The following is a 25,651-nucleotide window of genomic DNA, read 5'->3' as shown; positions in this document are numbered from 1 at the left end:
CTGCCACCACGTTTTCTTACGGCACGTTCGGTTCCAAAAGTGCCTACCTGTGAACAATTACTCCATTCCTGGTCATCTGCGCGTGCTTTTTCAATTATTCTTGCAAACAGGGCGAAAAATTGCTATGATGGGAGTGCTGGCATCGGAAGGAGATTGTGCAGTAAGGGAAAGCTTTCGGTGCATGGCAGTCATTTTTGCATCGGCAATATAGAAGGAGAGGCTAAATGGACGCTTACACGAGTTTTGCGGAAGTATATGATATGTTTATGGATAATATTCCCTATGAGGACTGGTGCGGGTACCTGACTTCTCTTTTAAAGGAATATGGGATCAACGATGGTCTGGTGCTGGATCTGGGATGCGGAACCGGCACGCTGACGGAGCTTCTGGCAAAGGAAGGCTATGATATGATCGGCGTGGATGTCTCGGAGGATATGCTGCAGGAAGCAATCGAAAAACGGGCAGAATCCGGGCTGCCAATTCTGTATTTATTGCAGGATATGCGTGAATTTGAATTGTACGGGACGGTCCGGGCGGTCGTGAGTATCTGCGATTCGCTGAATTATATTCTGGATTATGACGATCTGGCGCACGTATTTTCGCTGGTCAACAATTATCTGGATCCGAAGGGAATGTTCATTTTCGACCTGAACACGGAGGCAAAGTTTCAGGCAATGGGAAGTGAGACGATCGCGGAGGTGCGCGACGAGGGGAGCTTCATCTGGGAAAATGAGTATGATGAAGAGGAGAAAATTAACTCCTACGATCTGACGCTCTTTATCCGCGAGGAGGATGACTTATACCGCCGCTATCAGGAGACGCATTTTGAGCGCGCGTGGTCGTTGGACGAGATAAAAAAGGCGCTCACAGAGGCGGGCATGGAATTTGTGGCGGCGTATGACGCATTTACGAAGAACGCGCCGCGAAAAGAGAGCGACCGAATCTATGTGGTTGCGAGAGAACATGGAAAAGAGGTATAAATGATGGAAAAGATAAAAGCAGGTGAAATAACGGGACAGACCGGAGATTATATGCTCCGTGCGACGGCGGCGAATGGTCAGATCCGCGCATTTGCGGCGACTTCCCGCGATCTGGTGGAGAAAGCCAGACAGGCGCACAATACCAGCCCGGTGGCGACCGCAGCGCTGGGACGCCTGATGACGGCAGGGGTCATGATGGGATCGATGATGAAAGCGGACAGTGATCTTTTAACCATCCGGGTCGAGGGCGATGGTCCGATCGGCGGTCTGACGGTGACAGCTGATAAGAACGGCAATGTCAAGGGCTACGCGTTCCACCCGGAGGTAATGCTGCCGCCGAATGCGAAGGGAAAACTGGATGTGGGCGGTGCGCTGGGAGTCGGCGTCTTGAGCGTAATCCAGGATATCGGTTTGAAAGAGCCGTATGTGGGACAGACGATCCTGGTAACGGGTGAGATTGCGGAAGATCTGACTTATTACTATGCGACCTCCGAGCAGACTCCGTCCTCCGTGGCACTGGGCGTTCTGATGAATAAAGAAAATACGGTGCGCCAGGCAGGCGGATTTATCATCCAGCTGCTTCCGGGAGCAGAGGAAGCGACGATCGCGGCACTTGAAAAGACGATCGGTGAGCTGGAGCCGGTGACGACGATGTTAAATAAGGGAATGACCCCGGAGGACATTCTGGAGCTGATTTTAGGACAATTTGGTCTGGAGATTCTGGATAAGATGCCGATTCAGTTTACCTGCAACTGCACCAAGAGCCGTGTAGAAAAGGCGCTGATCAGCATCGGCGGCAAGGAGCTGCAGGAGATGATCGACGAGGGCAAGAGCATCGAAGTCAACTGCCAGTTCTGCAACAAGCACTATGAATTTAGTGTGGATGAGCTGAAAAAACTGTACGAGAAAGCTAAGAAGTAAAAAGAAATGAGATAATAGATATGGCTGCTGTGCGGAAAAAGGATATTTGGATATGTTCCGCATGGCAGGACAGAAAAAAGGTCACTGTTCACACATGTGTGAGCAGTGACGAAAAAGGGATACTGCCGAAGCGGTATCCCTTTTTATAATCACTTTACTTAGATCAATATAACGTATTCGCAAAATATATATCAAACATATTTGGAAAACAGGTACACTGGAAAGTTGATGATTAAAGCTTGGTTACGTTAGTAGCCTGCGGTCCCTTAGCACCGTTAACAACTTCGAACTCTACCTGAGCGCCTTCCTCAAGAGACTTGAAGCCTTCCATGTTCAGTCCGGAGTAGTGAACGAATACATCGTTGCCCTGCTCGTCGCAGATAAATCCGTAACCTTTCTGGTTGTTGAACCACTTTACAGTACCTCTGTTCATATGATACCTCCAAAAAAATATAAAAAATAGTGATGGCCGCATGGATTTACGACCTGTTCCAAGAATAGCATAGTTTCATATTGATGTCAAACGTTTTCGCATAAAATTTCTGGAAATTCAGACATTTAAAAATAGTTAAATTTTTGTGGAAAATAAGGGCATTTGTTACTGTACACACATGTGTGCCCAGTAACGGGTATTTTCCAGAAAGCCGCGAAAGAAAGTGGGGTTGTCAAACCAGAATACGGGGGGTAAAATAGGAGGAAAGGAAAGGGGAAAGAGGTAGGAAAATGAATTATATTTACAATGCGTATCATCATTTTTTGACGATCACGAAACATAAATGCGAGGTCATGAAAAACTGCTTTGCGGTAGGGCTGTACCGCCAGGGACTTCTGCACGACCTGTCCAAGTATTCCTGGGAGGAATTTGCGACCGGCGTTAAATATTATCAGGGAAACCGCAGCCCAAATGCGGCGGAAAAAGAAGAAAAGGGCTATTCGGCGGCATGGCTGCACCACAAGGGACGCAACAAACATCATTTCGAATATTGGATCGATTTTGCACCGGACAAGTCCTGGGGGCTTGTCGGCAATAAAATGCCCCTTCGCTACCTGATCGAGATGGTAATGGACCGGATTGCCGCGTCGAAGGTTTATAAGGGAAAAGATTACACGGATGCGTGTGCGTGGGAATACTTTGAAAGAGGAAGAGATTTTGTCGTGATGCACCCGAGGACGAAGTACCAGCTGGAATATCTCCTCACGATGCTGAAAGAACAGGGCGAGGAGAGAACCTTTGCGTTCATCCGGGCGCTGCTTGCACGGGAGAGGGCGAAAGAACAGGCAGTCCGGAGAAAACGGATGGGACACGTGATCCGGGAGATAAGAGAGCGTGGACGGGTGCTGTAATTTATAAGGACAATTCTCTCAGATAATTATGTAAGTACAGCACTGCCGTCTCTGGATCTGTGAAAAGCTGTTCTGAATACGGCACAAACAGCTGCTTACTCTTATAGTCTGCTTTCAGGCATTCATGCCACATCGGAGTGCCATCTGCAAGAAGCGGCTGCGGCACAAACAGCCCGGCTGCGCGGGTGTAGCACGTTTTGGCGGTTGCCTTCTTGCGGGCGGAGCGATCCACATACTGACCGACACTTTTGTGGATGGCGCAGTCCTCGTAGATCATATAGTAATAATTCTCATAATCGTTGTAAAATCGTTTCAGCTCCCCGGAATATAATGGAAGGTCGAGCGTCAGGCGGTTTCCTTCCGCCGACAGCTCCAGATCACCGATGGAAAACTGGAATCCGCTTGTCAGAGAGACGGGACTTTCATAGTGAAGCAGCAGGTGCTTTTCTGAGTTTCCGTCCGCATATGGGATATCACGGCTTTCTGAACCTTTGAAAGAAAAATCGCCGGTCAGAAAGTCCGGGTAGGCGAGAATCGGCAGAATCTGCGGCATTCCCTTTAAGTCATCCTCGTTATGGAGAATCAGAAGGTGTTTCAGCAATTCAGAGTGCGTCTGTAAATATTCACCGTAAACCTCGATGAGCTGACCGCCGTTGTACTTATCTTCGCGGGCAATGCCGAGGAACCGCTCGATGCTTTTCTGTTTCAGATTTTCAAGTCCCAGCAATTTTTTTAATGGGCGTATTTTCTTATAAATATCAAAACTTTCAACCGCTTCAAAATTCCAGTCCTTTTTATAAAAAACACAGCGTTTCGTCAGAAATGGAATGTCAAACCCGTCGCCGTTGAAATGGACGAGGATGCGCTTTGTCCGGAGAAGTGCAAAAAAAGCGTCGAGAACCTCTTCCTCTGCATCCCTCGTCTCGGCAAAATACTGGGTCAGAATCCAGGTGTTTCCGTCGTGCCAGACGCAGCCGATCAGATAGACCGAGGCGTAGTCGCCGGAAAAGCCGGTCGTCTCGATATCGAAAAAAAGCAGATCGGAGATAGCTCCTAACCGTTTGGGCGGATAAGAGGAAGTAAAGGTCAGCGGATTTTGAATGGTAATCATTTGGCAGTATCCTCCTGTGTCGGTTTATAATGTCCGCCCCAGATCCGCATTGCGTCGGGGATTGGTTTCAGACTGTAACCTATGGCGTTATTATAAATTTATCGGAAGTGAAAAGCAACCGTTTAAAACGACAAAACAATAACACACCCGGTATCGTGAAATATCCGTTCTGGCAGTTGAGTAAAAAGAAAAACAATTTGTAAACCTTCAGTGGTACAAGTTTGGCAATCTTTTGAAATTCCGATATACTAGAAAATGTCGGAAGTGACAGCGGGAAATGTGGTTGTACCAATATGGCAATTCGGGAATTTTTGGCGGAAAGACTGGCAGATTATGAGATCCCGCGCGAATTTGCCTTGCTAAAGGAGTTTCCAAAGACTGAAAGCGGAAAGATTCGTAAAAAAGAACTGTGAAAATTGCTTTTTCTTGTCGAAAAAAGAAAAAGATTTATTGTGCAAAATGACAAAGGTGACGTTGACAAAATTGGAAAAGAGTGGTATATTTACATACAGCAATCAAACTATTTAATGTAACGGTTGTGAACGTGACCGGAGAGCTGCTTTCTGTGGGGGAAAAGCGGCTCTCTTTTTATGTCATAGGAAACTTCGTCCTATGTGTTTGACTTTTTGTATAGTGACCGCTACAATAAATATGTGTTTCTAAAAATCATTTATAAGGGAGACAAACCATATGATAAGAGATGGCTTTATCCGGGTTGCCGCGTCAACGCCGGAAGTGAAGGTGGCAGATGTAGAGTACAACCGGGAACAGGTTTGTGAACAGATAGAGGAGGGGCGCAAAAAGGGCGCTTCGATTATGGTATTTCCAGAGCTGGTGCTGACGGGATATACATGCGGTGAGCTGTTTATCCAGAAATCGCTGCTGGCGAAGGCAAAGGAAGAGCTTAGGAAGCTGATCGCCTTTACAGCTGGCGATTCAATGCTTGTATTTGTAGGACTTCCGTGGGAATACAACAATAAATTGTACAATGTGGCAGCGGCGATCCAGGATGGAAAGCTGCTCGGTCTGGTTCCGAAGAGATGGATTCCAAACTATTCTGAATTTTATGAGGGACGTTATTTCAACCCGGGCTGGGAAAAGACAATCGACGTTTCCTGGGACGGTTATCAGGTGCCAATGGGAATGAAGCTTTTATTTTCCTGTGACAATGTGGAAAATCTCGTCGTGGGGGCGGAGATCTGCGAGGACGTCTGGGTTTTAAATCCACCGAGTATTGCACACGCGTCGGCGGGGGCAACGGTGATCGTCAACTGTTCTGCCAGCGATGAGGTGACAGGCAAGAGCGAGTACCGCAGAAGTCTGATCAGCGGTCAGTCGGCGCGGCTGCTCTGTGCGTATATTTACGCCAATGCGGGCGAGGGAGAGTCTTCCCAGGATCTCGTTTTTGGCGGCCAGAATATTATCGCTGAGAATGGCAATATCCTGTCGGAGTCAGCGCGATTTGAGAATCAGACGATCTACGCAGATATCGATTTGGAACGTCTGGAATGTGAGCGCCGCCGGATGACGACCTATCAGACAGAAGGCCGTGAGGATTACCGGTTTGTAAGCTTTACGCTGGATCGGAAACCGCTTGCGCTGGAGCGCGCGATCGATCCGACCCCGTTTGTCCCACACGATGCGGGCAGCCGGAACCGCCGTTGCGAGGAGATCCTTTCGATCCAGGCGATGGGATTGAAAAAACGTCTCAAACATACCGGATGCCGCCATGCTGTCGTTGGTATTTCAGGCGGTCTGGATTCAACGCTGGCCCTTTTAGTAACCGTGCGCGCCTTTGATCTGCTGGGGATTCCGCGTGAAAATATCCTGTCTGTGACGATGCCGTGCTTTGGTACGACTGACCGGACGTACCAGAATGCCTGCCAGCTCACGAAAAAGCTGGGTGCAACCTTGAAAGAAGTCGATATCCGAGAGGCAGTTACTATCCATTTCCGTGACATTGAACAGGATCCGTCGGTTCATGATGTAACGTATGAAAATTCACAGGCACGCCAGAGGACGCTGGTTCTGATGAATCTTGCCAATAAGATCGGCGGTCTTGTCATCGGCACCGGCGATATGTCGGAGCTGGCGCTTGGCTGGGCGACCTACAACGGCGATCATATGTCGATGTACGGTGTCAACTGCTCGGTTCCGAAGATGCTGGTGCGCCATCTGGTGCGCTATTATGCAGATACCTGTGGCGAGAAAGAGCTTTCTGATATTCTGCTGGATGTACTGGATACGCCGGTCAGCCCGGAGCTTCTGCCGCCGGAGGAGGATGGAAAGATCGCACAGAAAACGGAGGATTTGGTTGGTCCTTATGAGCTGCATGATTTCTATCTCTACTATATATTAAGATTCGGCTACCGTCCGGGCAAGATTTACCGCCTGGCGCGTCAGGCATTTGACGGTGCTTATGATAAGGAAACGATCCTTAAATGGCTGAAGGTGTTCTACCGCCGTTTCTTCAACCAGCAGTTTAAGCGTTCCTGCCTGCCGGATGGTCCGAAGGTAGGTTCTGCTGCAGTATCGCCGCGCGGCGACCTGCGTATGCCGAGCGATGCGTGCAGCCGCCTGTGGCTGGAGGAGCTGGAAACACTGGATGAGGATTGCGTTTACGGAGTGCCGGAGACGAAAGCGGCAGGAGGCAGCCTGTGATCGCGAGCACGGGCAACGCCCGTGTCAGAGCGGTGACGGCGCTTGCAAAGAAAGCAAAAGCAAGACGGGAACAGGGCGTCTTTTTGGTGGAAGGTCCGAAGATGTTCGGGGAACTGCCGGTGGAGAGACGCCGCGAAGTCTATGTGTCGGAAAATTTTCTGCGCCAGCAGGGGGAAAGAGCAGAAAAACTGCTGGCTGGCTGCCGGTATGAGACGGTGACGGATGAGGTCATGCGCCATATGTCGGACACCCAGACACCGCAGGGTATCCTGGCGGTAGCGGAACAGTTTTCTTATCAGCTCTCAGATGTGCTGAAAAATAGCCCGGACGGAAAGGCACCGGAGCTTGTGATTCTGGAGACGCTGCAGGATCCGGGTAATCTGGGAACAATCCTGCGTGCCGGAGAGGGGGCGGGTGTGACAGGCATCATTCTTGACCGTGGTTCAGCTGATATTTACAGCCCGAAGGTCATCCGTTCCACGATGGGCTCGATCTACCGGGTGCCGTTTATCTACACGGACGACCTGCATCAGACGATCGGGGAAGTAAAAAAGCAGGGAATCCGCCTCTATGCGGCACATTTAAAGGGGAAACATAACTACGAAGAAGAAAATTATACAGGTCCGTCCGGCTTCCTGATCGGAAATGAGGCAAATGGTCTGACCGAGGAGACGGCGGCGCTTGCTGACGCGTGGGTGAGGATTCCGATGGCTGGAAAGGTTGAATCCCTCAATGCAGCGGTGGCGGCTTCGGTGCTGCTGTTTGAGACGGCACGGCAGAGACGGCAGTAAATTGCATTTTTTGAAACAATGTTTTAAGCCGGATAGTTTGTGCAAATAGAGAGCTGTGAAGAAATAAATTGAACTGCAGATCGATATGTTCCATTAAGAAGTTTGTAATAAAACCGTAAGTTCAAAAACAGAGCTGATTGGTTGATAAATGTCAGAAAATATCGTATACTAGTTTTAAGATATCAGGGTCAAAAGACCTATATGGAAGGAGGGGATGACATGGCAGTATGGTGTGTCTGGCTGGCGGTGTTTGTAGTGTGTATCGGGCTGGAAGCAGCGTCGATGGCGCTGACTTCGATCTGGTTTGCTGGAGGCGCTCTGATTGCGTGTGTCCTGTCGATCGCGGGAGTGAATCTTTACATTCAGCTGGCAGTGTTTGTCGTTGTTTCATTCCTTCTTTTGTATTCAACAAGACCATTGGCACTCCGGTATATCAATCAGAAGACGGTGCGAACCAATGTAGACGCGCTGGTGGGTAAAAAAGCGCGGGTAACCGCAGAGATTGATAACGACGAGGCGAGAGGGACGGCGATGGTGTCCGGTCAGGAATGGACGGCACGCTCGGCGGATGGAAGCCGGATTCCGAGAGATACGATGGTACAGATTCAGGCGGTCAGCGGCGTCAAGCTGATTGTCAGCAAATGTAAGGAGGAGTAGGAAATATGGGAGCAGTTATCAGTTTTCTTGTCATTGCGATTGTGGTACTTCTGATTTTGTCATCCTGTATCCGGATCGTGCCGCAGGCACAGGCATTAGTCGTAGAGCGTCTGGGTGCTTATCTGGAGACATGGTCGGTTGGCGTGCATTTCAAGGTGCCGTTCATTGACCGCGTGGCAAAAAGAGTCATTTTAAAAGAGCAGGTTGTAGATTTTGCACCGCAGCCGGTTATCACGAAGGATAACGTTACGATGAAGATTGATACGGTTGTATTTTTCCAGATCACGGATCCGAAGCTGTTTGCTTATGGTGTTGAGAATCCGATCATGGCGATCGAGAACCTGACGGCGACCACCCTTCGAAATATCATCGGTGATCTCGAGCTTGACCAGACCTTAACCTCCCGTGAGACGATCAACACGAAGATGCGCGCTGCACTTGATGTGGCGACAGACCCGTGGGGAATCAAGGTAAACCGTGTTGAGTTGAAAAATATCATTCCTCCGGCAGCTATTCAGGATGCGATGGAGAAACAGATGAAGGCAGAGCGTGAGCGCCGTGAGTCCATTCTCCGTGCCGAAGGCGAGAAGAAATCGACGATCCTGGTAGCCGAAGGTAAGAAAGAGTCCGCGATTCTGGAAGCAGAAGCAGAGAAGGAAGCGGCGATCCTGCGTGCAGAGGCACAGAAGGAAAAGATGATCCGCGAGGCAGAAGGTGAGGCGGAAGCGATCCTCAAAGTCCAGAAAGCGGAAGCAGACGGACTTCGTTTCATCAAGGAAGCAGGCGCGGACAATGCAGTGCTGCAGCTCAAGAGCCTGGAGGCATTTGCCAAAGCAGCGGACGGCAAGGCAACAAAGATCATCATCCGTCCGAGATCCAGGCATTGCCGGTCTGGTAAAGGGTCTGACAGAAGTTGGCGCGGATGGTCAAAAGGCAGAGTAGCCGGGAGTGAGCGGCTCTAAGTTATAAAAAGAAGGTATAAGAAAAGGCTGGTGGTTATGTAAAGCAGGAACCGCAGCCTTTTTCGATTTCTTTTTTGACAAGCCTGCGGACATTCGGTATAATATCCCATAGTGATATGTGTACCCATATATGTTGATGAAAGGGTACGTGCAAGAAGCTATGTGCTATATGAAGAATGAAGCTGTTGTTTGCGAATATAAGTAAGGAGTGGATGCGTTGAACCTGCAGGAAAAAAGAAAGAAAAGCGCGAATATCGCGTTTGCCCTGGATATGCTTCATATCGTAGTGGGTATATTGATCGTGATATTTGCGGTTCTTGCGTTTCTGAACCCGGATGAAAACCGGATTTTGTTTCCGGTAATCTTTCTTCTGGCGGCGGTACTGAATTTTGCCAATGGCTATGACCGCTATCGCCGGGGAAGGGGAAGAAAGCATCTGCGGACCGGCGGAATGATCCTGATGGCTGTGGGAGCAGGATTGTTCCTTTTATGTATTGTCAGTACACTTACAATATGGTGGGGGTAATAAAAGTGAAAACAGAAGTTTTGCGAATGTTAAAAGAAACGGATGATTACCTGTCCGGACAGGAGATCTGTGAGCGTTTAAATGTATCACGGACGGCAGTCTGGAAAGTTATCAAACAGTTGGAGGCAGAAGGATATGAGATAGAGGCGGTCCGGAACCGCGGTTACCGGCTGCGTTTCCTGGGCGATGTTCTCAGCCAGGCAGAGCTGGAGAGCAGCATCGACAGCGAGTGGGCTGGAAAAAATATTTTATATTTTGACGAGACAGATTCAACTAATACTGAGATCAAGAAAGCGGCGGAGAAAGATGCCCCGCACGGTACGCTGGCAGTCGCGGATTATCAGTCGATGGGAAAGGGACGCCGCGGAAGAAGCTGGGCGGCGCCGCATGGCGTCGGCATCTGGATGAGCCTGCTTCTGCGCCCGGAGCTTCCTCCGACCTGCGCGTCGATGCTGACGCTGGTGGCGGCTCTGGCAGTTGCCGACGGGATTCGGGAGGTTTGCGATCTGGAGGCAAAGATCAAGTGGCCGAACGATATCGTCGTCAATGGAAAGAAGGTCTGCGGTATCCTGACCGAGATGAGCACGGAATTAGAGTGTATTAATTATATCGTGACTGGTATTGGCATCAACGTGGCAAATCACGAGTTCCCGGAGGAGATTCGGGATGTGGCAACGTCTCTGTATCTGGAGACAGGAAAAGAAGTGCGCCGCAGCCAGCTTATCGCCGCGATCATGCGTGCGTATGAGGGATATTATGATAAATTCATGGAAAACCAGAACATGAAATCCCTGATGGACGTTTATAACAGCCGTCTGGCAAACTGCGGTACACAGGTGCGCGTCCTGTCTCCGGGCAATGAGTATACTGGAATGGCGCTCGGAATTGAGAGATGGGCGAACTGCTGGTCCGCACAGAAGACGGAAAGGTGTGCAAGGTGATCTCAGGAGAGGTATCTGTCCGGGGCATTTACGGATATGTATAAAGATTTTTATGCGTCGTTGAAGCCTTTAGAGGGGGAAATACCTTATGCGGAAGAAGAGAGGCTGGCGGCATCCGGCGCTCCATTGCTCTCCTGGTACCGGAAAAACCGGCGGCTCCTTCCGTGGCGGGAGAATCCGGAACCGTATTCGGTCTGGATTTCGGAGATCATGCTGCAGCAGACGCGGGTAGAGGCGGTCAAACCGTACTTTGCCCGTTTTATGGAAGCACTCCCGGACATCACCTCGCTCGCGCAGGTGGACGAAGATCGGCTTTTGAAGCTGTGGGAGGGACTTGGGTATTATTCCAGAGCCCGGAATCTAAAAAAGGCAGCGGTCTGCCTGATGGAAGACTACGGCGGTCAGATGCCTGCGTCGCGGGATGAGATATTGAAACTTCCGGGCATCGGAAGTTATACAGCCGGGGCAGTTGCGTCGATCGCGTATGATCTGCCGGCTCCGGCGCTGGATGGAAATGTGGTGCGTGTTCTGACACGCCTGTTTGCTGACCCACAGGACAGCACGAAGCCGGCGCTTCGAAAGAAATATGAGCGGCTCCTGGAGGCGGAACTTGTGCGCCGGACGGAGGAAAGAGATTCCTATTTGTCAGCCGGTGATGATGCCGGTGAGGTTTCCACGGCATTACGGTCAGAAGAGCTATTTCATCCAGGTGAATATAATCAGGCATGGATTGAGCTGGGCGCGCTTGTCTGCATCCCGGGCGGACGTCCGCTCTGTGAGAAGTGCCCGCTGGAATCCCTTTGTCTGGCGCACCGGCGGGGAGAGGAGGAGCAATATCCGGTCAAGCCGCCGAAAAAGCCGCGCCGGATCGAGGAAAAAACGGTCTGCCTGATTGAGTGGGAGGATACGGTGGCGATCCGCAAGCGCAGTAGCAAGGGATTGCTGGCATCTCTCTACGAATATGTCAATCTGGACGGAAAAAAGAGCGCGGCGGAGGCAGCGAAAGAACTGGGGATCGCGGAGGCGGATATCAGGGAAACCGAGGATCTGCCGGATGCAGTCCACATTTTTTCCCATGTTGAATGGCATATGTGTGGACGCAGAATCCGCCTGAAACGGGCGTCCGGCTATCAGGATAAAGCAGTTTTGATGGTGTGCCGGGCACAGCTGCAGGATCGCTATCCGATCCCCAATGCATTTCGCGTGTATACAAATATATTAATATGAAATACTGTTAGTGTGGGGGAGCGGGAGAAATGGCGATTATGAAAAAAATGCTTTTTATCATCAATCCGAGATCTGGCAAAGAACAGATTCGAAGTCGTCTTCTTGAAATTTTAGATAGTTTTGTAAAGGCGGGCTATGGACCGTCTGTTTATATTACGCAGGGCCCGAAGGATGCGGAGTATCAGGCGGCACGTGCGAAAACGAAGGAACTGGTCGTGTGCAGCGGCGGGGACGGTACGCTCAACGAGGTGGTATCGGGGCTGATGACGATCACCCCGGAAAAGCGTCCGGAGTTAGGGTATATCCCGTCGGGTTCCACGAATGATTTCGCATCCAGTCTGGGACTTCCGAAAAATATGCGGAAAGCGGCGCAGACAGCTGCGCTGGGAAAACCATTTCTGGTGGATGTCGGTGTATTCGGTAAAAACCGATATTTCGTCTATGTGGCGGCGTTCGGAGCATTTACTGAGGTATCCTATTCGACCCCGCAGGAGACGAAAAATATTTTGGGGCATCAGCATATATGCTGGAAGCCATCAAACGCCTGACAGGCTTAAATCCTACCGGATGCGCCTTACGTGGGAACATCTGGGGGAGCAGAGAGAATTGGAAGAGGAATTTATTCTGGGAATGGTGACCAATACGACCTCGATCGGAGGTTTTAAAGGACTGGTTGGTATGGACGTGGCGCTGGATGACGGGGAGTTTGAGGTGCTTCTGGTCCGGAAACCGCGCACGCCGCTTGACATTGCAAGTATTGCTGCTTATCTGATTCAGAGAGAGGGCGAAAATGAATGCGTATTCAAGTTCCGCACCTCGAAACTGACGGTACAGTCGGAGGAGCTGGTGGACTGGTCGCTGGACGGTGAGTTTGGCGGAAGCCAGACAGAGGTCGTGATTGAAAATAAACCAAGAGAGATTGCGATCAGGGTGCCTGAAGTTACTGTTCGCGGGTAGCACTTTTGGAACCGAAAGTGCCGTAAGAGAACGTGGTGGCAGCAGGAATTTGCCGTATTTAAATGCGAAGCCACGGCAAATTGCGTTACTGGGCACGTATGCGTGAACAGTAACTGCCTAAATAGAAATAGATCGAAAAATTTCGAAAATTGTTGAAAAATAGAATTTAATCGTATATAATGTACTTTCGGGATATTGCAGGGAAAGGTGCAGGGAAATAAAAGCACACAAACAATCGAGGGACAATATCACGTTAGATATAAAGAAACTTCTAAGCGAAATAAATCGAAAGGACGTTAATTCGTGGAGAAAGAAAATTTTTTAGGTAAGTTAAGGAAACTGGTAGAGTTAGCAAAGTCCAAGCAGAACGCGCTGGACGTGACAGAGATCAATAACTTTTTTATGGGCGATAATCTGCAGACAGAGCAGATGGAGCAGATTTACAATTATCTGGAGCAGAATAATATTGATGTCATTCCGGAGGTGATCGATGATTCGATCCTCAAGGAAAATGATTCGATGCTCGATGATGATGTGGATGATGAATTCCTCAAGAACGAGGAAGAGGATATCGATCTGGATGCGATCGATCTGTTAGAGGGAATCGGCACGGAAGATCCGGTCCGCATGTACCTGAAAGAGATCGGTACCGTTCCGCTTCTGAGCGCGGAGGAGGAGATCCGCCTTGCAAAGCGCAAAGCAGAGGGGGATGTGAATGCAAAAGAGCGCCTGATTGAGGCAAACCTGCGCCTGGTTGTCAGCATTGCAAAGCGCTATACAGGACGCGGCATGAGCTTCCTGGATCTGGTTCAGGAAGGCAATCTGGGTCTTATTAAGGGCGTTGAGAAGTTTGATTATACAAAGGGTTATAAGTTAAGTACATATGCGACCTGGTGGATTCGTCAGTCTGTTACAAGGGCTCTGGCGGATCAGGCGAGAACTATCCGTGTCCCGGTGCATATGGTAGAGACGATCAACAAGATGTCCAAGATGCAGCGTAAGCTGACGCTGGAACTGGGCTATGAGCCGTCGGTGGCAGAGCTTTCCGAGGCGCTTGGCATGTCCGAGGATAAGGTCATGGAGATCATGCAGATCGCACGTGAGCCAGCTTCCCTGGAAACCCCGATCGGTGAGGAAGACGATTCCAATCTGGGTGATTTCGTAGCGGACGGCAACGTGGTAACGCCGGAAGGGAATGTAGAATCTGTTATGCTGCGTGAGCATATCGATGCATTGCTTGGAGACCTGAAGGAGAGAGAGCGTCAGGTTATTATTCTCCGGTTTGGTCTGGAGGACGGACATCCGAGAACCCTGGAAGAGGTCGGAAAAGCATTCAACGTAACGAGAGAGCGTATCCGCCAGATCGAGGCAAAAGCACTTCGTAAATTAAGAAATCCGGTCCGGAGCAAGCGGATTCGCGATTTCCTGTAAGAGTTGTATCATTTTGGTAAAAAGGGAAATTTGTTTGGAATTTCCTGAAAGGTTTAATAAAAAGATAAAGCAGTTTGTACCCGTCCGTGGGTACAGGCTGCTTTTTCAAGTTTTGAAGAATATGAATTATTGTGCATATCTTCATATGACGTCTAAGGATGGAAATGATGTTTGTCAGGAAAGAAGCGTTTCGGATAGAAGTATCGTGTGCTGGAAGGAAAATGCACGGACAGATGGGAACTTATAGAAAGAGGAGAGAAAAATGTCGGAACCAATGAAAAATCCGCCAGCCAGAAAGACACAGACGGCGAAACGGAATTATCAGAAAGAAATGGAAAAAGTGCTGGATGCAGCAGTCCGGGACGGTAGAGTTCCGACTTTATTTCTTCACAGCTGTTGTGCGCCGTGCAGCAGCTACGTGCTGGAATATCTGTCGCAGTATTTTTCGATTACGGTGTTCTACTACAATCCGAATATTTCACCGAAAGAGGAATATGAGGCGCGCACGGAGGAGGTACAGCGGCTGATCCGGGAGCTTCCAGCGGTGCATCCGATCCGGTTTGTAGAAGGAAAATACGACCCGGAATGCTACTATGAGGCAGTCCGGGGGCATGAGAAGGATCCGGAGGGCGGCGAGCGCTGCGGTATTTGTTTTGAGATGCGCCTCCGGGAAGCGGCGAAGCTGGCAGCCGAGGGCGGCTATGACTGGTTCACGACGACCCTCACGATCAGTCCGCTCAAAAATGCCGGGCGCCTCAATACGATCGGGCAGGCGATGGGAGAAGAGTATCATGTGGCATTTCTGCCGTCGGATTTCAAGAAAAAAGAGGGATATAAGCGCTCGATCGAGCTGTCGGCGCAGTATCATCTATACCGGCAGAATTACTGCGGATGCGTGTTCTCGAAGCGGGAGCGTGAAGAGCAGATGCAGAAGGAGAGGCAGGAAACATCGTGATTTGCGGGGCGATATGTTTGGTCGAAGATGAGTTTGTATGGATGATTGCCTGTAGCTGTGAAAGTATGAATCGGCTGTGAGGGGAAAAGTGGTACTGTTCACAGGTAGGCACTTTTGGAACCGAAAGTGCCGTAAGAAAACGTGGTGGCAGCAGGAATTTGCCGTATTTAAATGCGAAGCCACGGCAAATTCCGTTACTGAGCACGTATGCGTGAACAGTAACAAAAAAGTTACAAGAAAAGATGGAAACAGAAAGGAAGAAACGCAATGTACCGCTTATGTATATTTGATTTGGATGGAACTCTTTTAAATACGGTTTATGCGCTGACTTATGTGACAAATTTAACATTGGATGCATTCGGACTGCGCCATGTTACACCGGAGGAAACGAAACGGATCGTGGGAAATGGATACCGGATGCAGATGAAACGCGCGCTGGTGCTGGCGGGGGATGAGAAGCTGGTTCATTATGAAGCGTCGCTTCCGATTTATATGGAGAATTTCTCTAAATACTGCCTGAAAGACGTAGAGCCATATGACGGTATCCGGGAACTGCTGGCGTCGTTAAAAGAGATGGGTGTACATGTGGCTGTCCTTTCGAACAAGCCGCATGATCAGGCAATTGTGAATATTGAGACATTCTTTGGGAAAGGATATTTTGATGTGGTGCGCGGCGAGCAGGCGGGAACGCCGAAAAAACCGGCTCCAGACGGGGCGTTCGCCATCTGCCGGGAACTGGGTATAAAACAGGAAGAGTGTCTGTATCTGGGCGATACGAATACAGATATGGAAACTGGGCTGAATGCCGGAATGGACACGGTCGGCGTGCTCTGGGGCTTCCGTGACCGGGAAGAGCTGGAAGGCTGCCATCCGCAGTATATTGTGGCACATCCGTCGGAAGTAGCGGAGATTGTGAAGAAAAAGAATGAGTCACATGGAAGAATGGAGTAGTGTCTGTGTTTGTTCATAGCTGTGAAAAGAGAAACAGTTGTGAAAGAAAATGATATTTGAAAGAGTAATTCGAAATGTTTATTGAAAAACATTTACTGAAATAGAAGAAGTTAAGGGTAAAAAAGAAATATGGTAAAACACAAGAATGGATTTAAATGTAAATGGATATCATGGATGCTTGCTTTTTTGATTGCCTTTTCCTGTGTTCTTACAGCGTGTACGCCACGGCGGGGAACTGCATCGTCTGATTCATCGTCGAATCCGTTAAAAGGGGCAGATGCGTCTGGTGATACGCGCTTAAACGTTGTGACGACGCTATTTCCGTATTACGATTTTCTCCGGCAGATTGCCGGGGATTCGATCCGGCTGACGATGGTTGTTCCGGCGGGCATGGACAGCCATTCGTTCGAGCCGACGCCGGCGGACATGATCACGATCCAGAATGCAGATCTGTTAGTCTGCAACGGCGGTACGATGGAACAGTGGCTTTCGCAGGTGCTTGATTCCTTCGGGGAAGGTACCGGACCGAAGCGCGTCGTGACGATGATGGACTGCGTGGATGTAGTGCAGGAGGAGATCGTCGAGGGCATGGAAGAGGGAGAGGCGCACGATCATGGACATACGCATGTTCATGCGGATGGAACAGTTCATGCGGGTAATCACGATCATGAGTCGGAAGATCATGCTCACAGTGAAGAAGAACATGAGCCAGAGGACCATGTTTACAGTGAAGAAGAACACGACATAGAAGAGCATATTCACAGCGAGGATGAGCATGATATGGAAGATGTGGCGGTTCATGATGAAGATCACGCTCAAGAGTATCTGGATGAGGACGATGGTCACGGCGTCGAGATTGAATATGACGAGCACATCTGGACATCCCCGGTCAATGCGAAAAAGCTGGCCGGCGTGCTGGCGGAGGTGCTGGCACAGGAAGATCCGGCGCACGCGGCTTCCTATGCGGAAAACTGCGCGTCCTATCAGGATAAATTGACGGAATTGGATGCAGAATTCAGAGAAGTTGTCTCCCATGCCAAGCGCCGTCTCGTCGTTTTCGGTGATAAATTTCCACTCCGGTACTTTTTCGATGAGTATGGGCTGGAATACAGGGCGGCATTTTCAGGATGCAGTACGGATACGGAGCCGAGTGCCAAGACCATCGCCTACCTGATCGATAAGGTGCGGGAGGAACAGATACCAGCCGTCTATTACCTGGAGCTTTCCAGCCCGCGCGTGGCGGAGATCATCGGGGAAGAGACGGGCGCGGAACCACTGTTGTTCCACTCCTGCCACAATGTGACGAGACACCAGTTTGATTCGGGCGTTACCTATCTGGAATTGATGGAGCAGAACGTAAAGAACTTGAAAAAGGGATTGTCATAAAAAGAATAGATGATTATGGGAAAAAGTCTTTAGCCATGGTGAATGTTTATGACAATAGAAGAGTAGAGCAGTAGTGAAAGGAATTATAGATGGGATTACTCTTAAAATGTGAGCATGTAGGTTTTGGTTATGAAAACCAGGATGCGGTGCTGGATGTGAACCTGGAGGTAAATGAGGGCGATTACATCTGCATTGTCGGGGAAAATGGTTCGGGAAAAAGTACCCTGATGAAGGGCATTCTGGGACTTTTAAAACCGACTTCGGGCAGGATTGAATATTCAGAAGAATTAAAAAAAGCCGGTATTGGTTACCTGCCGCAGCAGACCGACGCGCAGAAGGACTTTCCAGCGACTGTGTTTGAGGTGGTTATCTCCGGGTGCCTGGGAAAACGCGGTAGCCGCCCGTTTTATTCGATGAAAGAAAAGAAAGAGGCGCGGGCAAATCTGGATCGTCTGGGAATCCGCGATCTGGAAAAAAGCTGTTTCAGAGAGCTTTCCGGCGGTCAGAAACAGCGTGTTCTGATCGCGCGGGCGCTCTGTGCGACGGATAAGCTGTTGATTCTCGATGAGCCAATCACGGGACTCGATCCGTCGGCGATTCTGGACTTTTACCAGCTGATCCAGAAACTGAATCAGGAAGAAAAGGTTGCAATCCTGATGGTTTCCCATGATATGGCAAATATTGTGCATCAGGGAGGAAAAATTTTGCAGATGCGGCAGAAGCCGCTGTTCTGGGGTACGATGAAAGAATATGTGAAGAGTGAGATTGCTCATTCTTTCCTGGGACGGGAAGAGCTGGCAACTCTGGGGCACAGATGCGGAGTGCCGATGCAGAAGGATGGAATCAGGAAGATGCAGAAGCCGGAAATGGATTCGGAAACTGATTCTGAAACGAAACAGCATTTGAAAGACAGGAATGCGGAGAAGGAGGTGTAGAAGATGGGAATTATATCTGAAATGTTATCATACCCGTTTATGGTGCGGGCGCTGATCGGCGGTCTTTTAGTCTCTCTCTGCGCCTCTCTGCTGGGTGTCAGCCTGGTGCTCAAACGCTACTCAATGATTGGAGACGGTTTATCCCATGTTTCGTTCGGATCCCTTTCGATCGCACTGGCGGCAGGCTGGTCGCCTTTAAAGGTTTCGATTCCGGTGGTCGTGCTGGCGGCATTTTTCCTGCTGCGGATCACGGAACATGGAAAAGTAAAGAGTGACGCTGCGATTGCGATGATCTCGGCCAGTGCGCTTGCAATCGGTATTATCGTAACTTCCCTGACAACCGGTATGACGACCGATGTCAGCAGCTATATGTTTGGAAGTATTCTCGCGATGAGCCGGGAAGATGTCCAGTTTGCGGCGGTGCTTTCCATGGTGGTGCTTGGATTATATCTTTTTTGCTATAACAAAGTATTTGCGGTTACCTTTGATGAGAGCTTTGCCAAGGCGACCGGCGTCAATGTGTCGCTCTATAACGTGCTGATAGCGGTTCTGACCGCGATCACGATCGTGATTGGAATGCGGATGATGGGCGCGATGCTGATCTCCAGTCTGATTATTTTCCCGGCTCTGACCTCCATGCGGGTGTTCAAGAGCTTCCGGGGCGTGGTCGTCGCATCGGGGATTCTGTCGCTGATCTGTTTCTTTGGAGGAATGGTGATGTCCTACACGTACTCAACACCGGCGGGCGCGAGCGTTGTTGTGGTGGATCTGGCGGCGTTTCTGCTCTTTTCGCTGATACAGAGAGGGATAGCTGCTACTGCCCGCAAATAGGATGTTTTTTGTAGAACATACACATTCTGTATGCTCATGTTTCTGTTCACGGGTAGGCACTTTTGGAACCGAAAGTGCCGTAAGAAAACGTGGTGGCAGCAGGAATTTGCCGGGGAGTGGTTGACAAATAAAATGGCTTGCGGTTATAATAATATCCGGTTGCCGGAATGGGCAGATCGCCAGCAAAAGCTTGCAGAGTTGCTGGTCGGCGATAGAAAACGAAAATCGAATAGCTTGTCTAAGCGTTAAAGAGACTATAGGGTTTGTACTGTTTCTGAGATAAACAGTAAAGTCCGTAGTCTCTTTTTTATTTGATAAGAAATGCTTTGCAGAAGAAACCCAGGTGTTTTTTCTGCGAAGAATGTGTCAGAAACGCTCATGAAAAGTGAAAAATAAAAAAGGGAACGGAGATGGAAAAATGGATCAGACCTACATGAAAGAAAAACCAGTTGTCCCGCTGCTGCTTTCGATGGGAATCCCGGTCATCATATCGATGATCGCCGGGGCACTCTACAATATCGTGGACAGCATTTTCGTGGCAATGATCAGTGAGGACGCGATGACGGCGGTTTCGCTTGTCTATCCGATCCAGAACCTTGCGCACGCAGCCGGGGTTGGGTTTGGCGTTGGTATCAATGCGATGGTGGCGAGACGCCTTGGCGAAGGAAAAACACGGATGGCGAACCAGACAGCATCGCAGGGAGTATTTTTAAGTGCCTTACATGGAATGATTTTAACGATTTTAGGAATGGCGGTGATTCCGTATTTCCTGCGGATGTTTACGAGCGATGAGGTAACGATTTCCTACGGACTGACGTATTTTTGCAATGTGTTTCTGTTTTCAACGATCGACACGATGGGAATGGCATATGAAAAGGTCTACCAGTCGGTTGGAAAGATGAAAATATCGATGGCAGCCGTCTTGATTGGATGCGGCGTCAATATCGTGCTGGACCCGATCTTTATCTTTGGATTAGGCCCCATGCCGGAACTGGGAATCTGCGGTGCGGCGTGGGCGACAGGAATCGGGCAGACGGCGTCGCTGCTGTTTTATTTGATTTTAAACCATGTGAAACCGTTAAATGTGGAGATTTCGCTGCGGGAAATGCGTCCGTCGAAGGAGATCTGCGGCGGTATGTATTCAGTCGGAATCGCGGCAACACTCAATATGGCGCTGACATCCCTGCTTCTGACGGCGCTCAATGCGATTCTGGCACCATTTTCGCAGGTATATATTCTGGTGCTGGGTGTTTACTACAAGCTGCAGGCACTGCTTTATCAGGGAGCCAGCGGCGTGGTGCAGGGAATGCGCCCGCTGATCGGTTACAATTACGGTGCAGGCGAGCAGGAGAGGGTGAAAAAGATCTTCCGCGCGGCTCTTATGATTGTTGGCATTATCATGACAGCGGGAACCCTGCTTGGCGAGCTGGTGCCGGATTTCCTGATGGGGCTGTTTACGCAGACGCCTTCGACGGTGGAGATCGGCAGAACGGCGCTCCGGATCATCAGCCCGGGCTTTGTCATGTCAACGGTTTCCGTCATTGCTTCCGGCGCGTTTGAGGGACTTGGAATGGGACTTAAATCTCTGAAAATTTCCCTGATGCGCTATGCCGTGATTATCATTCCGATCGCATTTGTGCTCAGCCGGATCATCGGTCCTACCGGTGTCTGGCACGCGTTCTGGCTGGCAGAGCTTATCACGGCAGTGTATGCTGGGGCGAGCTGGAAGCGGACGATTACTGCGTCTTTATAGGGCGTTTTTGGTCTCAAAAAGGCTGCATATATGTGAGGCTAAAAACGTTACTGTTCACACGTGCCCAGTAACGGGATTTTGCCGATGCTTGACTTTACTAGGTATTTGTGTAAAATAATAAGTGGCTGATCGGAACTTCGGCAGATTCGGGCGATGTAAAGTTATGCATTGCCGGGATGCCAGGTACCGGGCGGACAATGATTTACAGTCAGTACACATTTGTACAGAAAAGAAGGTAAGTAAAATGACAAAGATTGATATTATTTCCGGTTTCCTGGGTGCAGGAAAGACTACGTTTATTAAACAGCTTTTAAAAGAAGCAATTTCAGGCGAGAAAGTCGTTCTGATTGAAAATGAATTTGGACAGATCGGCATTGACGGCGGTTTTTTAAAAGACGCTGGCATCGAGATCCGTGAGATGAACTCCGGCTGTATCTGCTGCTCTCTGGTCGGCGATTTTGGACGTTCCCTCGAGGAAGTTCTGACGAAATATCAGCCGGATCGTGTTATCATCGAGCCGTCAGGCGTCGGCAAGCTGTCTGATGTTATGAATGCAGTAAAAAATGTAGCTTCTGAGATTGAGGTTATGTTAAACAGTGCGGTTACCGTGGTAGATGTCAACAAATGCCGTATGTATATGAAGAACTTCGGTGAGTTTTTCAACAACCAGATCGAAAATGCAGGCACGATCGTGTTAAGCCGTACCGATGTAGCGGATCCGAAGAAGGTACAGGGCGCGGTTGAGATGCTTCGCCAGCACAATGCAAAGGCAACCATCGTGACTACTCCATGCAGCGAGCTGACCGGCGCACAGCTTCTTGAGATGATCGAGCAGGAAGATGATATGGCAGAGGAGCTGATGAAAGAGGCAAGAGAGCATATGCATGAGCATCATCACCATCATGATCATGACGATGACTGCGATTGCGGCTGCCATGACCACGATCATGAGCATCACCACCATGACGATGACTGCGACTGTGGCTGCCATGATCATGATCACGAGCATCATCATCATGACGATGACTGCGATTGTGGCTGTCATGATCACGATCATGAGCACCATCATCATGACCATGATGATGACTGTGGCTGTCATGATCATGACCATGAGCATCATCATCACGACCATGATGACGAGTGTGGCTGTGGCTGCCATGACCACCACCACGATCACGAAGGACACCATCATGCAGATGATGTATTTACAAGCTGGGGCTTGGAGAATGTCGGCGTGATGAAGAAAGAAGATCTGCAGAAGATTCTGGATGATCTGGCTTATGGTGATAAATACGGCGAGGTTCTGCGTGCGAAAGGCATGGTTCCGAGTGAAGAAAAGGGCGTATGGCTGCATTTTGATATGGTTCCGGAGCAGGCTGAGATCCGTGAGGGAGCACCGGATTTTACCGGAAAGGTGTGCGTGATCGGTGCCGAGCTGGACGAAGAGGGTCTGAAGGCAGCGTTCAACGCGTAAATACAAGGAGAATGAACTATGAATGAAGATAAGATGCCGTTGTTTCTCATCAATGGTTTTCTGGAAGCTGGAAAAACCCAGTTTATTAAATTTACAATGCAGCAGGATTATTTCCAGACCGAAGGAAAAACACTTCTGATTGTCTGCGAAGAGGGCGAGGAAGAGTATGATGAGGAGCTTTTAAAGCAGACTCATACAGCGGTTGTCTATATAGAGGAAGCGGAAAAGCTGACGCCGGAATACCTACAGGATCTGGAGCTCCTTTACAATCCGGAGCGAGTTCTGATGGAGTGGAACGGTATGTGGAATCTGGATGCCCTGAAACTTCCGAACGATTGGGATCTGTATCAGCAGATTACGATCATCGATGGTTCCACATTTGATTTATACCTGCAGAACATGAAACCATTGATTGGTGCCATGGTCCGCAACACGGAAATGATTATCATGAACCGTTGCGACGAGATCGAGGATTTGGATGTATACCGCCGTACTTTAAAGGGCATGAACCCGCAGGTTCAGATCGTGTTTGAGGACGCAGAGGGCGAAATTGAGGAAGTGACCGAAGCGGATCTTCCATTTGATGTCAATGCCGAAGTGATCGAGATTCCGCCGGAGGCATATGGTATCTGGTATATTGATGCGATGGATAAACCGGACCGTTACCGTGGAAAGACCGTTGAATTTACCGGCATGGTACTGAAAACCCCGGATTTCCCGAAGAACAACTTTGTTCCTGGACGTATGGCGATGACCTGCTGCGAGGCAGATATGACGTTCTTAGGTTTCATGTGCAAGGCAAAAAATGCCCGTCTGCTTGAGACGAAAGACTGGGTCAAAGTACGTGCCCGCGTAGAATATGAGTATATGCCGGAGTATGAGGGCGAAGGTCCGATGCTTTATGCAGATTACGTGGAAAAGGCAGAGCCGATTGAGGAGATTGTGCAGTTCTAAGATTTGCAACGGAAAGCTGTGTTAAAAAGAAACGGCGTTTTGTGTTATAATGTCTGTAGGTAAAAAATGATGTAAGAGTTCCAAGTGGAACAGTGAAAACCCCGGAGTGTGGAAGACTCCGGGGTTTTTAAAAAAGAAAGAGAAATCGAACAAATGCTCGATTTCTCTTTCTTTTATTTAAAATTGGATTACAGCTTTATCTTACTCCGTCATCTTCGGCACCGGAGTAGGTCTTGACCGGTCAAATACCTCATTGACATCAAACAGGTCACTCAAATGATCGCCGCCGACTCCACTTTCCGGAAGGTCGTAATACATCCGGTAGCCGTCGAGGTTCCGACGCCCCTGTCGCATATAATCGTCGCCGATCTGGACGAAATACTGGGAGGAATCTACGTTACAGAAGTAACGGAATCCCTTGTTGTACAGGTACTGGAAGCGCTCGCTGCTTGTATCATACGGATGCCAGTCCCCAATATCGCTTCCAAACGGGAAGAGGATGATATCACACGGACCGGTCAGCGTTTCGACTTCATTTGCCCATTTATCGGTATCTTCACGGAATTTATCCATTGGGATCGTACCCATGTTGCGGTGTCCCCAGCTGTGGGAGGCAATTTCAAAACCGTCGTCGCGCAGGCACTGGACGACTTTTGCTGCGTTGGCGCGTTCTTCCTCAAAGTTGAAATCCGGGTGTTCCGCTTTGTACTCGTCAGTATTGTAGGCGGAATCGGTGCGGTAGCCCAGGATGCCATTGTAACCGGTAAAAGCAATGCACGCTTTTGCGCCGCGGTAGGAGAAATCCGGGTGCTCTTTGATGAAATCATCCAGTAACGGCACCAGATCATAGGAACCGACGGAAACAGAACCGTCGTCCATCTTCATCTCGTTCGTTGGCTTGCCATCCTCGCCGATAATCATACGGGAGGCAAAGCCATCGCCATCCATGTATTCGTAGTAGCAGACATCATCCTGTGACATGACGAACGGCTTCTTACCTTCCGGAAGCATGATATCGCCCTCCTGGAAATGCCTGGAACCGTCCTCTGCGGTCACCTCATATGCTACATCGTGCAGACGTACCAGAACGAAACCGCGCTCATACATCGACTGGAGAATCTTCATAAATTCATCCTTGGTCGTCATGACCTGATTATAACCCTTTTCGCGGCTGTCGCCGTCAAATGCTTTCGAAGTATCCATAATCAGTGTATGGAAGAATACATGCGTTACCTTGCGCGGATCAGCGCGCACCAGTGTTTCTTTGGTGGCGTTGTATTCGTCGATCGCTGCCGTCACGGACTCGTCAGATGCGTATGTACTGCTGGACAGGAGATTGATTGCCCCGTCATAGTCATAACCGTCTGCCAGAAGCTTTGCCTGAGCGATGACACCCTCGAGGCTGTCATCAGCAGGTGCAGATGCATTATCAAGGGAAATTACTCCATTTTCAGAATCCGTTTCGGTTGCCGCTGGAACCGAAGATACATGTTCTGCCGGAGAGCGGCGCACCCAGAGGAACGCGGCAATTCCAAGCAGTACAATCAGAATGCCGATTAAAATTAAATACGGAAGTTTGGAGGAACCGCCGTGCCGTCGCCTGGAACGTCCGCCACGTGCAGAAAATCCAACGCTTCCAAGGGAGGAATTTCTTCTCATCATAGTTTTCACCTTTTGTTTATTCATATTTATCTGTCGTTTTTTGCGTCAGATAGTAATAACAGGCCGAGAAAGTTTGCCACCGACTCGACACAGCAAGAAAGAGAGCGGAAAACGTTTTTATAAGCCTGTCTGTGTTCTTATAGTATACCATAAAAAGGAAAGGTGGTCTATGACAGTTTCTTACAATTCTCTTTGGCATAGGGACGGGCGGATATGCCATATCTTGAGAAGAGAGTATGTG

At 49.4% G+C, this 25,651-nt stretch carries 22 protein-coding genes and 2 pseudogenes; 21 read left to right on the top strand and 3 right to left on the bottom strand.

What is annotated here, in order from left to right:
- Positions 1-224: 224 nt before the first annotated feature.
- Positions 225-980, top strand: a complete 756-nt coding sequence (locus DWX76_RS07220) for a class I SAM-dependent DNA methyltransferase (RefSeq protein ID WP_022359795.1) — start codon at positions 225-227, stop codon at positions 978-980.
- Positions 981-1,901, top strand: a complete 921-nt coding sequence (gene hslO / locus DWX76_RS07215; RefSeq protein ID WP_333489824.1) for an Hsp33 family molecular chaperone HslO — start codon at positions 981-983, stop codon at positions 1,899-1,901.
- Between the two features lie 232 nt (positions 1,902-2,133).
- On the opposite strand, the gene DWX76_RS07210 is transcribed toward hslO, so the two are convergent.
- The gene (locus DWX76_RS07210) at positions 2,134-2,334 is read right to left on the bottom strand and encodes a cold-shock protein (RefSeq protein ID WP_022359797.1); all 201 of its coding nucleotides are present in this window, start codon (positions 2,332-2,334) and stop codon (positions 2,134-2,136) included.
- Positions 2,335-2,624: 290 nt separating this feature from the next.
- On the opposite strand from DWX76_RS07210, the gene DWX76_RS07205 reads away from it, so the two are divergent.
- Complete coding sequence (locus DWX76_RS07205) at positions 2,625-3,245, top strand: DUF5662 family protein (protein ID WP_022359798.1); 621 nt, start codon at positions 2,625-2,627, stop codon at positions 3,243-3,245.
- A 1-nt stretch (position 3,246) separates the two neighbouring features.
- Here DWX76_RS07205 and DWX76_RS07200 read toward each other — a convergent pair whose 3' ends face one another.
- On the bottom strand, positions 3,247-4,356 hold the full coding sequence (locus tag DWX76_RS07200) for a ribonuclease H-like domain-containing protein (protein WP_118472060.1): 1,110 nt from the start codon (positions 4,354-4,356) through the stop codon (positions 3,247-3,249).
- Positions 4,357-5,049: 693 nt separating this feature from the next.
- Between DWX76_RS07200 and DWX76_RS07190 the strand changes: the two genes are divergently transcribed.
- The 18 genes and pseudogenes from DWX76_RS07190 (at position 5,050) to DWX76_RS07105 (ending at position 23,748) form a co-directional block, all read left to right on the top strand.
- Positions 5,050-7,017, top strand: a complete 1,968-nt coding sequence (locus tag DWX76_RS07190) for an NAD(+) synthase (RefSeq protein WP_181986239.1) — start codon at positions 5,050-5,052, stop codon at positions 7,015-7,017.
- Entirely contained in the window at positions 7,014-7,808 is a 795-nt protein-coding gene (locus tag DWX76_RS07185) for a TrmH family RNA methyltransferase (protein WP_118293277.1), read from the top strand. Before DWX76_RS07190 ends, DWX76_RS07185 begins: the two co-directional genes overlap by 4 nt.
- Positions 7,809-8,027: 219 nt before the next feature.
- Positions 8,028-8,465, top strand: coding sequence for an NfeD family protein (locus DWX76_RS07180; RefSeq protein ID WP_118481789.1), 438 nt, complete (start codon positions 8,028-8,030; stop codon positions 8,463-8,465).
- A 5-nt stretch (positions 8,466-8,470) separates the two neighbouring features.
- Positions 8,471-9,407, top strand: a pseudogene (locus tag DWX76_RS07175) (SPFH domain-containing protein).
- 237 nt (positions 9,408-9,644) lie between these two features.
- Positions 9,645-9,953: a DUF6637 family protein gene (locus DWX76_RS07170; RefSeq protein WP_022359804.1), complete on the top strand. Its 309-nt coding sequence runs from the start codon at positions 9,645-9,647 to the stop codon at positions 9,951-9,953.
- 26 nt (positions 9,954-9,979) lie between these two features.
- Positions 9,980-10,894, top strand: coding sequence for a biotin--[acetyl-CoA-carboxylase] ligase (locus DWX76_RS07165; RefSeq protein WP_412694012.1), 915 nt, complete (start codon positions 9,980-9,982; stop codon positions 10,892-10,894).
- Between the two features lie 36 nt (positions 10,895-10,930).
- Entirely contained in the window at positions 10,931-12,121 is a 1,191-nt protein-coding gene (locus DWX76_RS07160; RefSeq protein WP_118570390.1) for an A/G-specific adenine glycosylase, read from the top strand.
- A 38-nt stretch (positions 12,122-12,159) separates the two neighbouring features.
- Positions 12,160-12,669, top strand: a complete 510-nt coding sequence (locus DWX76_RS15010; protein ID WP_412694011.1) for a diacylglycerol kinase family protein — start codon at positions 12,160-12,162, stop codon at positions 12,667-12,669.
- Between the two features lie 58 nt (positions 12,670-12,727).
- A complete protein-coding gene (locus DWX76_RS15005) occupies positions 12,728-13,078 on the top strand; it encodes a hypothetical protein (protein WP_347475013.1) in 351 nt (116 codons plus the stop codon).
- 303 nt (positions 13,079-13,381) lie between these two features.
- Positions 13,382-14,509 carry an RNA polymerase sigma factor RpoD gene (rpoD, locus tag DWX76_RS07150; RefSeq protein ID WP_022359808.1) on the top strand — a complete coding sequence of 376 codons (1,128 nt, stop codon included), beginning with the start codon at positions 13,382-13,384 and terminating at the stop codon, positions 14,507-14,509.
- 262 nt (positions 14,510-14,771) lie between these two features.
- Positions 14,772-15,464, top strand: coding sequence for an epoxyqueuosine reductase QueH (locus DWX76_RS07145; RefSeq protein WP_022359809.1), 693 nt, complete (start codon positions 14,772-14,774; stop codon positions 15,462-15,464).
- A 267-nt stretch (positions 15,465-15,731) separates the two neighbouring features.
- Positions 15,732-16,415 (top strand): HAD family hydrolase, encoded by a 684-nt coding sequence (locus DWX76_RS07140; RefSeq protein WP_118522130.1) that lies wholly within the window; start codon positions 15,732-15,734, stop codon positions 16,413-16,415.
- A 174-nt stretch (positions 16,416-16,589) separates the two neighbouring features.
- Positions 16,590-17,801 carry a metal ABC transporter substrate-binding protein gene (locus DWX76_RS07135; protein ID WP_182429749.1) on the top strand — a complete coding sequence of 404 codons (1,212 nt, stop codon included), beginning with the start codon at positions 16,590-16,592 and terminating at the stop codon, positions 17,799-17,801.
- 89 nt (positions 17,802-17,890) lie between these two features.
- Positions 17,891-18,592, top strand: a pseudogene (locus DWX76_RS07130) (metal ABC transporter ATP-binding protein); the annotation flags it as partial.
- Between the two features lie 147 nt (positions 18,593-18,739).
- Entirely contained in the window at positions 18,740-19,567 is an 828-nt protein-coding gene (locus DWX76_RS07125; RefSeq protein WP_107000157.1) for a metal ABC transporter permease, read from the top strand.
- A gap of 418 nt (positions 19,568-19,985) precedes the next feature.
- Positions 19,986-21,320 (top strand): MATE family efflux transporter, encoded by a 1,335-nt coding sequence (locus tag DWX76_RS07115; protein WP_118570387.1) that lies wholly within the window; start codon positions 19,986-19,988, stop codon positions 21,318-21,320.
- A gap of 244 nt (positions 21,321-21,564) precedes the next feature.
- Positions 21,565-22,794, top strand: a complete 1,230-nt coding sequence (locus tag DWX76_RS07110; protein ID WP_118491949.1) for a CobW family GTP-binding protein — start codon at positions 21,565-21,567, stop codon at positions 22,792-22,794.
- Between the two features lie 18 nt (positions 22,795-22,812).
- The gene (locus DWX76_RS07105) at positions 22,813-23,748 is read left to right on the top strand and encodes a GTP-binding protein (protein WP_022359817.1); all 936 of its coding nucleotides are present in this window, start codon (positions 22,813-22,815) and stop codon (positions 23,746-23,748) included.
- A gap of 201 nt (positions 23,749-23,949) precedes the next feature.
- Here the strand turns inward: DWX76_RS07105 and DWX76_RS07100 are convergent, their stop codons facing one another.
- On the bottom strand, positions 23,950-25,410 hold the full coding sequence (locus DWX76_RS07100; protein WP_118570386.1) for a polysaccharide deacetylase family protein: 1,461 nt from the start codon (positions 25,408-25,410) through the stop codon (positions 23,950-23,952).
- Positions 25,411-25,651 lie beyond the last annotated feature (241 nt).

Origin of the sequence: Clostridium sp. AF21-20LB, from assembly GCF_003478795.1 — a bacterium.
GTDB lineage: Bacteria > Bacillota > Clostridia > Lachnospirales > Lachnospiraceae > Otoolea > Otoolea fessa.
This window is presented reverse-complemented; position numbering and strand designations above follow the sequence as displayed.

Bases quoted from the DNA above. Each gene is read 5' to 3' on its own strand.
- DWX76_RS07220 (WP_022359795.1), top strand. From the start codon at position 225: ATGGACGCTTACACGAGTTTTGCGGAAGTATATGATATGTTTATGGAT.
- hslO (WP_333489824.1), top strand. From the start codon at position 981: ATGATGGAAAAGATAAAAGCAGGTGAAATAACGGGACAGACCGGAGAT.
- DWX76_RS07210 (WP_022359797.1), bottom strand. From the start codon at position 2,334: ATGAACAGAGGTACTGTAAAGTGGTTCAACAACCAGAAAGGTTACGGA.
- DWX76_RS07205 (WP_022359798.1), top strand. From the start codon at position 2,625: ATGAATTATATTTACAATGCGTATCATCATTTTTTGACGATCACGAAA.
- DWX76_RS07200 (WP_118472060.1), bottom strand. From the start codon at position 4,356: ATGATTACCATTCAAAATCCGCTGACCTTTACTTCCTCTTATCCGCCC.
- DWX76_RS07180 (WP_118481789.1), top strand. From the start codon at position 8,028: ATGGCAGTATGGTGTGTCTGGCTGGCGGTGTTTGTAGTGTGTATCGGG.
- DWX76_RS07165 (WP_412694012.1), top strand. From the start codon at position 9,980: ATGTTAAAAGAAACGGATGATTACCTGTCCGGACAGGAGATCTGTGAG.
- DWX76_RS07160 (WP_118570390.1), top strand. From the start codon at position 10,931: ATGTATAAAGATTTTTATGCGTCGTTGAAGCCTTTAGAGGGGGAAATA.
- DWX76_RS15010 (WP_412694011.1), top strand. From the start codon at position 12,160: ATGAAAAAAATGCTTTTTATCATCAATCCGAGATCTGGCAAAGAACAG.
- DWX76_RS07145 (WP_022359809.1), top strand. From the start codon at position 14,772: ATGTCGGAACCAATGAAAAATCCGCCAGCCAGAAAGACACAGACGGCG.
- DWX76_RS07140 (WP_118522130.1), top strand. From the start codon at position 15,732: ATGTACCGCTTATGTATATTTGATTTGGATGGAACTCTTTTAAATACG.
- DWX76_RS07135 (WP_182429749.1), top strand. From the start codon at position 16,590: ATGCTTGCTTTTTTGATTGCCTTTTCCTGTGTTCTTACAGCGTGTACG.
- DWX76_RS07125 (WP_107000157.1), top strand. From the start codon at position 18,740: ATGGGAATTATATCTGAAATGTTATCATACCCGTTTATGGTGCGGGCG.
- DWX76_RS07115 (WP_118570387.1), top strand. From the start codon at position 19,986: ATGGATCAGACCTACATGAAAGAAAAACCAGTTGTCCCGCTGCTGCTT.
- DWX76_RS07110 (WP_118491949.1), top strand. From the start codon at position 21,565: ATGACAAAGATTGATATTATTTCCGGTTTCCTGGGTGCAGGAAAGACT.
- DWX76_RS07105 (WP_022359817.1), top strand. From the start codon at position 22,813: ATGAATGAAGATAAGATGCCGTTGTTTCTCATCAATGGTTTTCTGGAA.
- DWX76_RS07100 (WP_118570386.1), bottom strand. From the start codon at position 25,410: ATGATGAGAAGAAATTCCTCCCTTGGAAGCGTTGGATTTTCTGCACGT.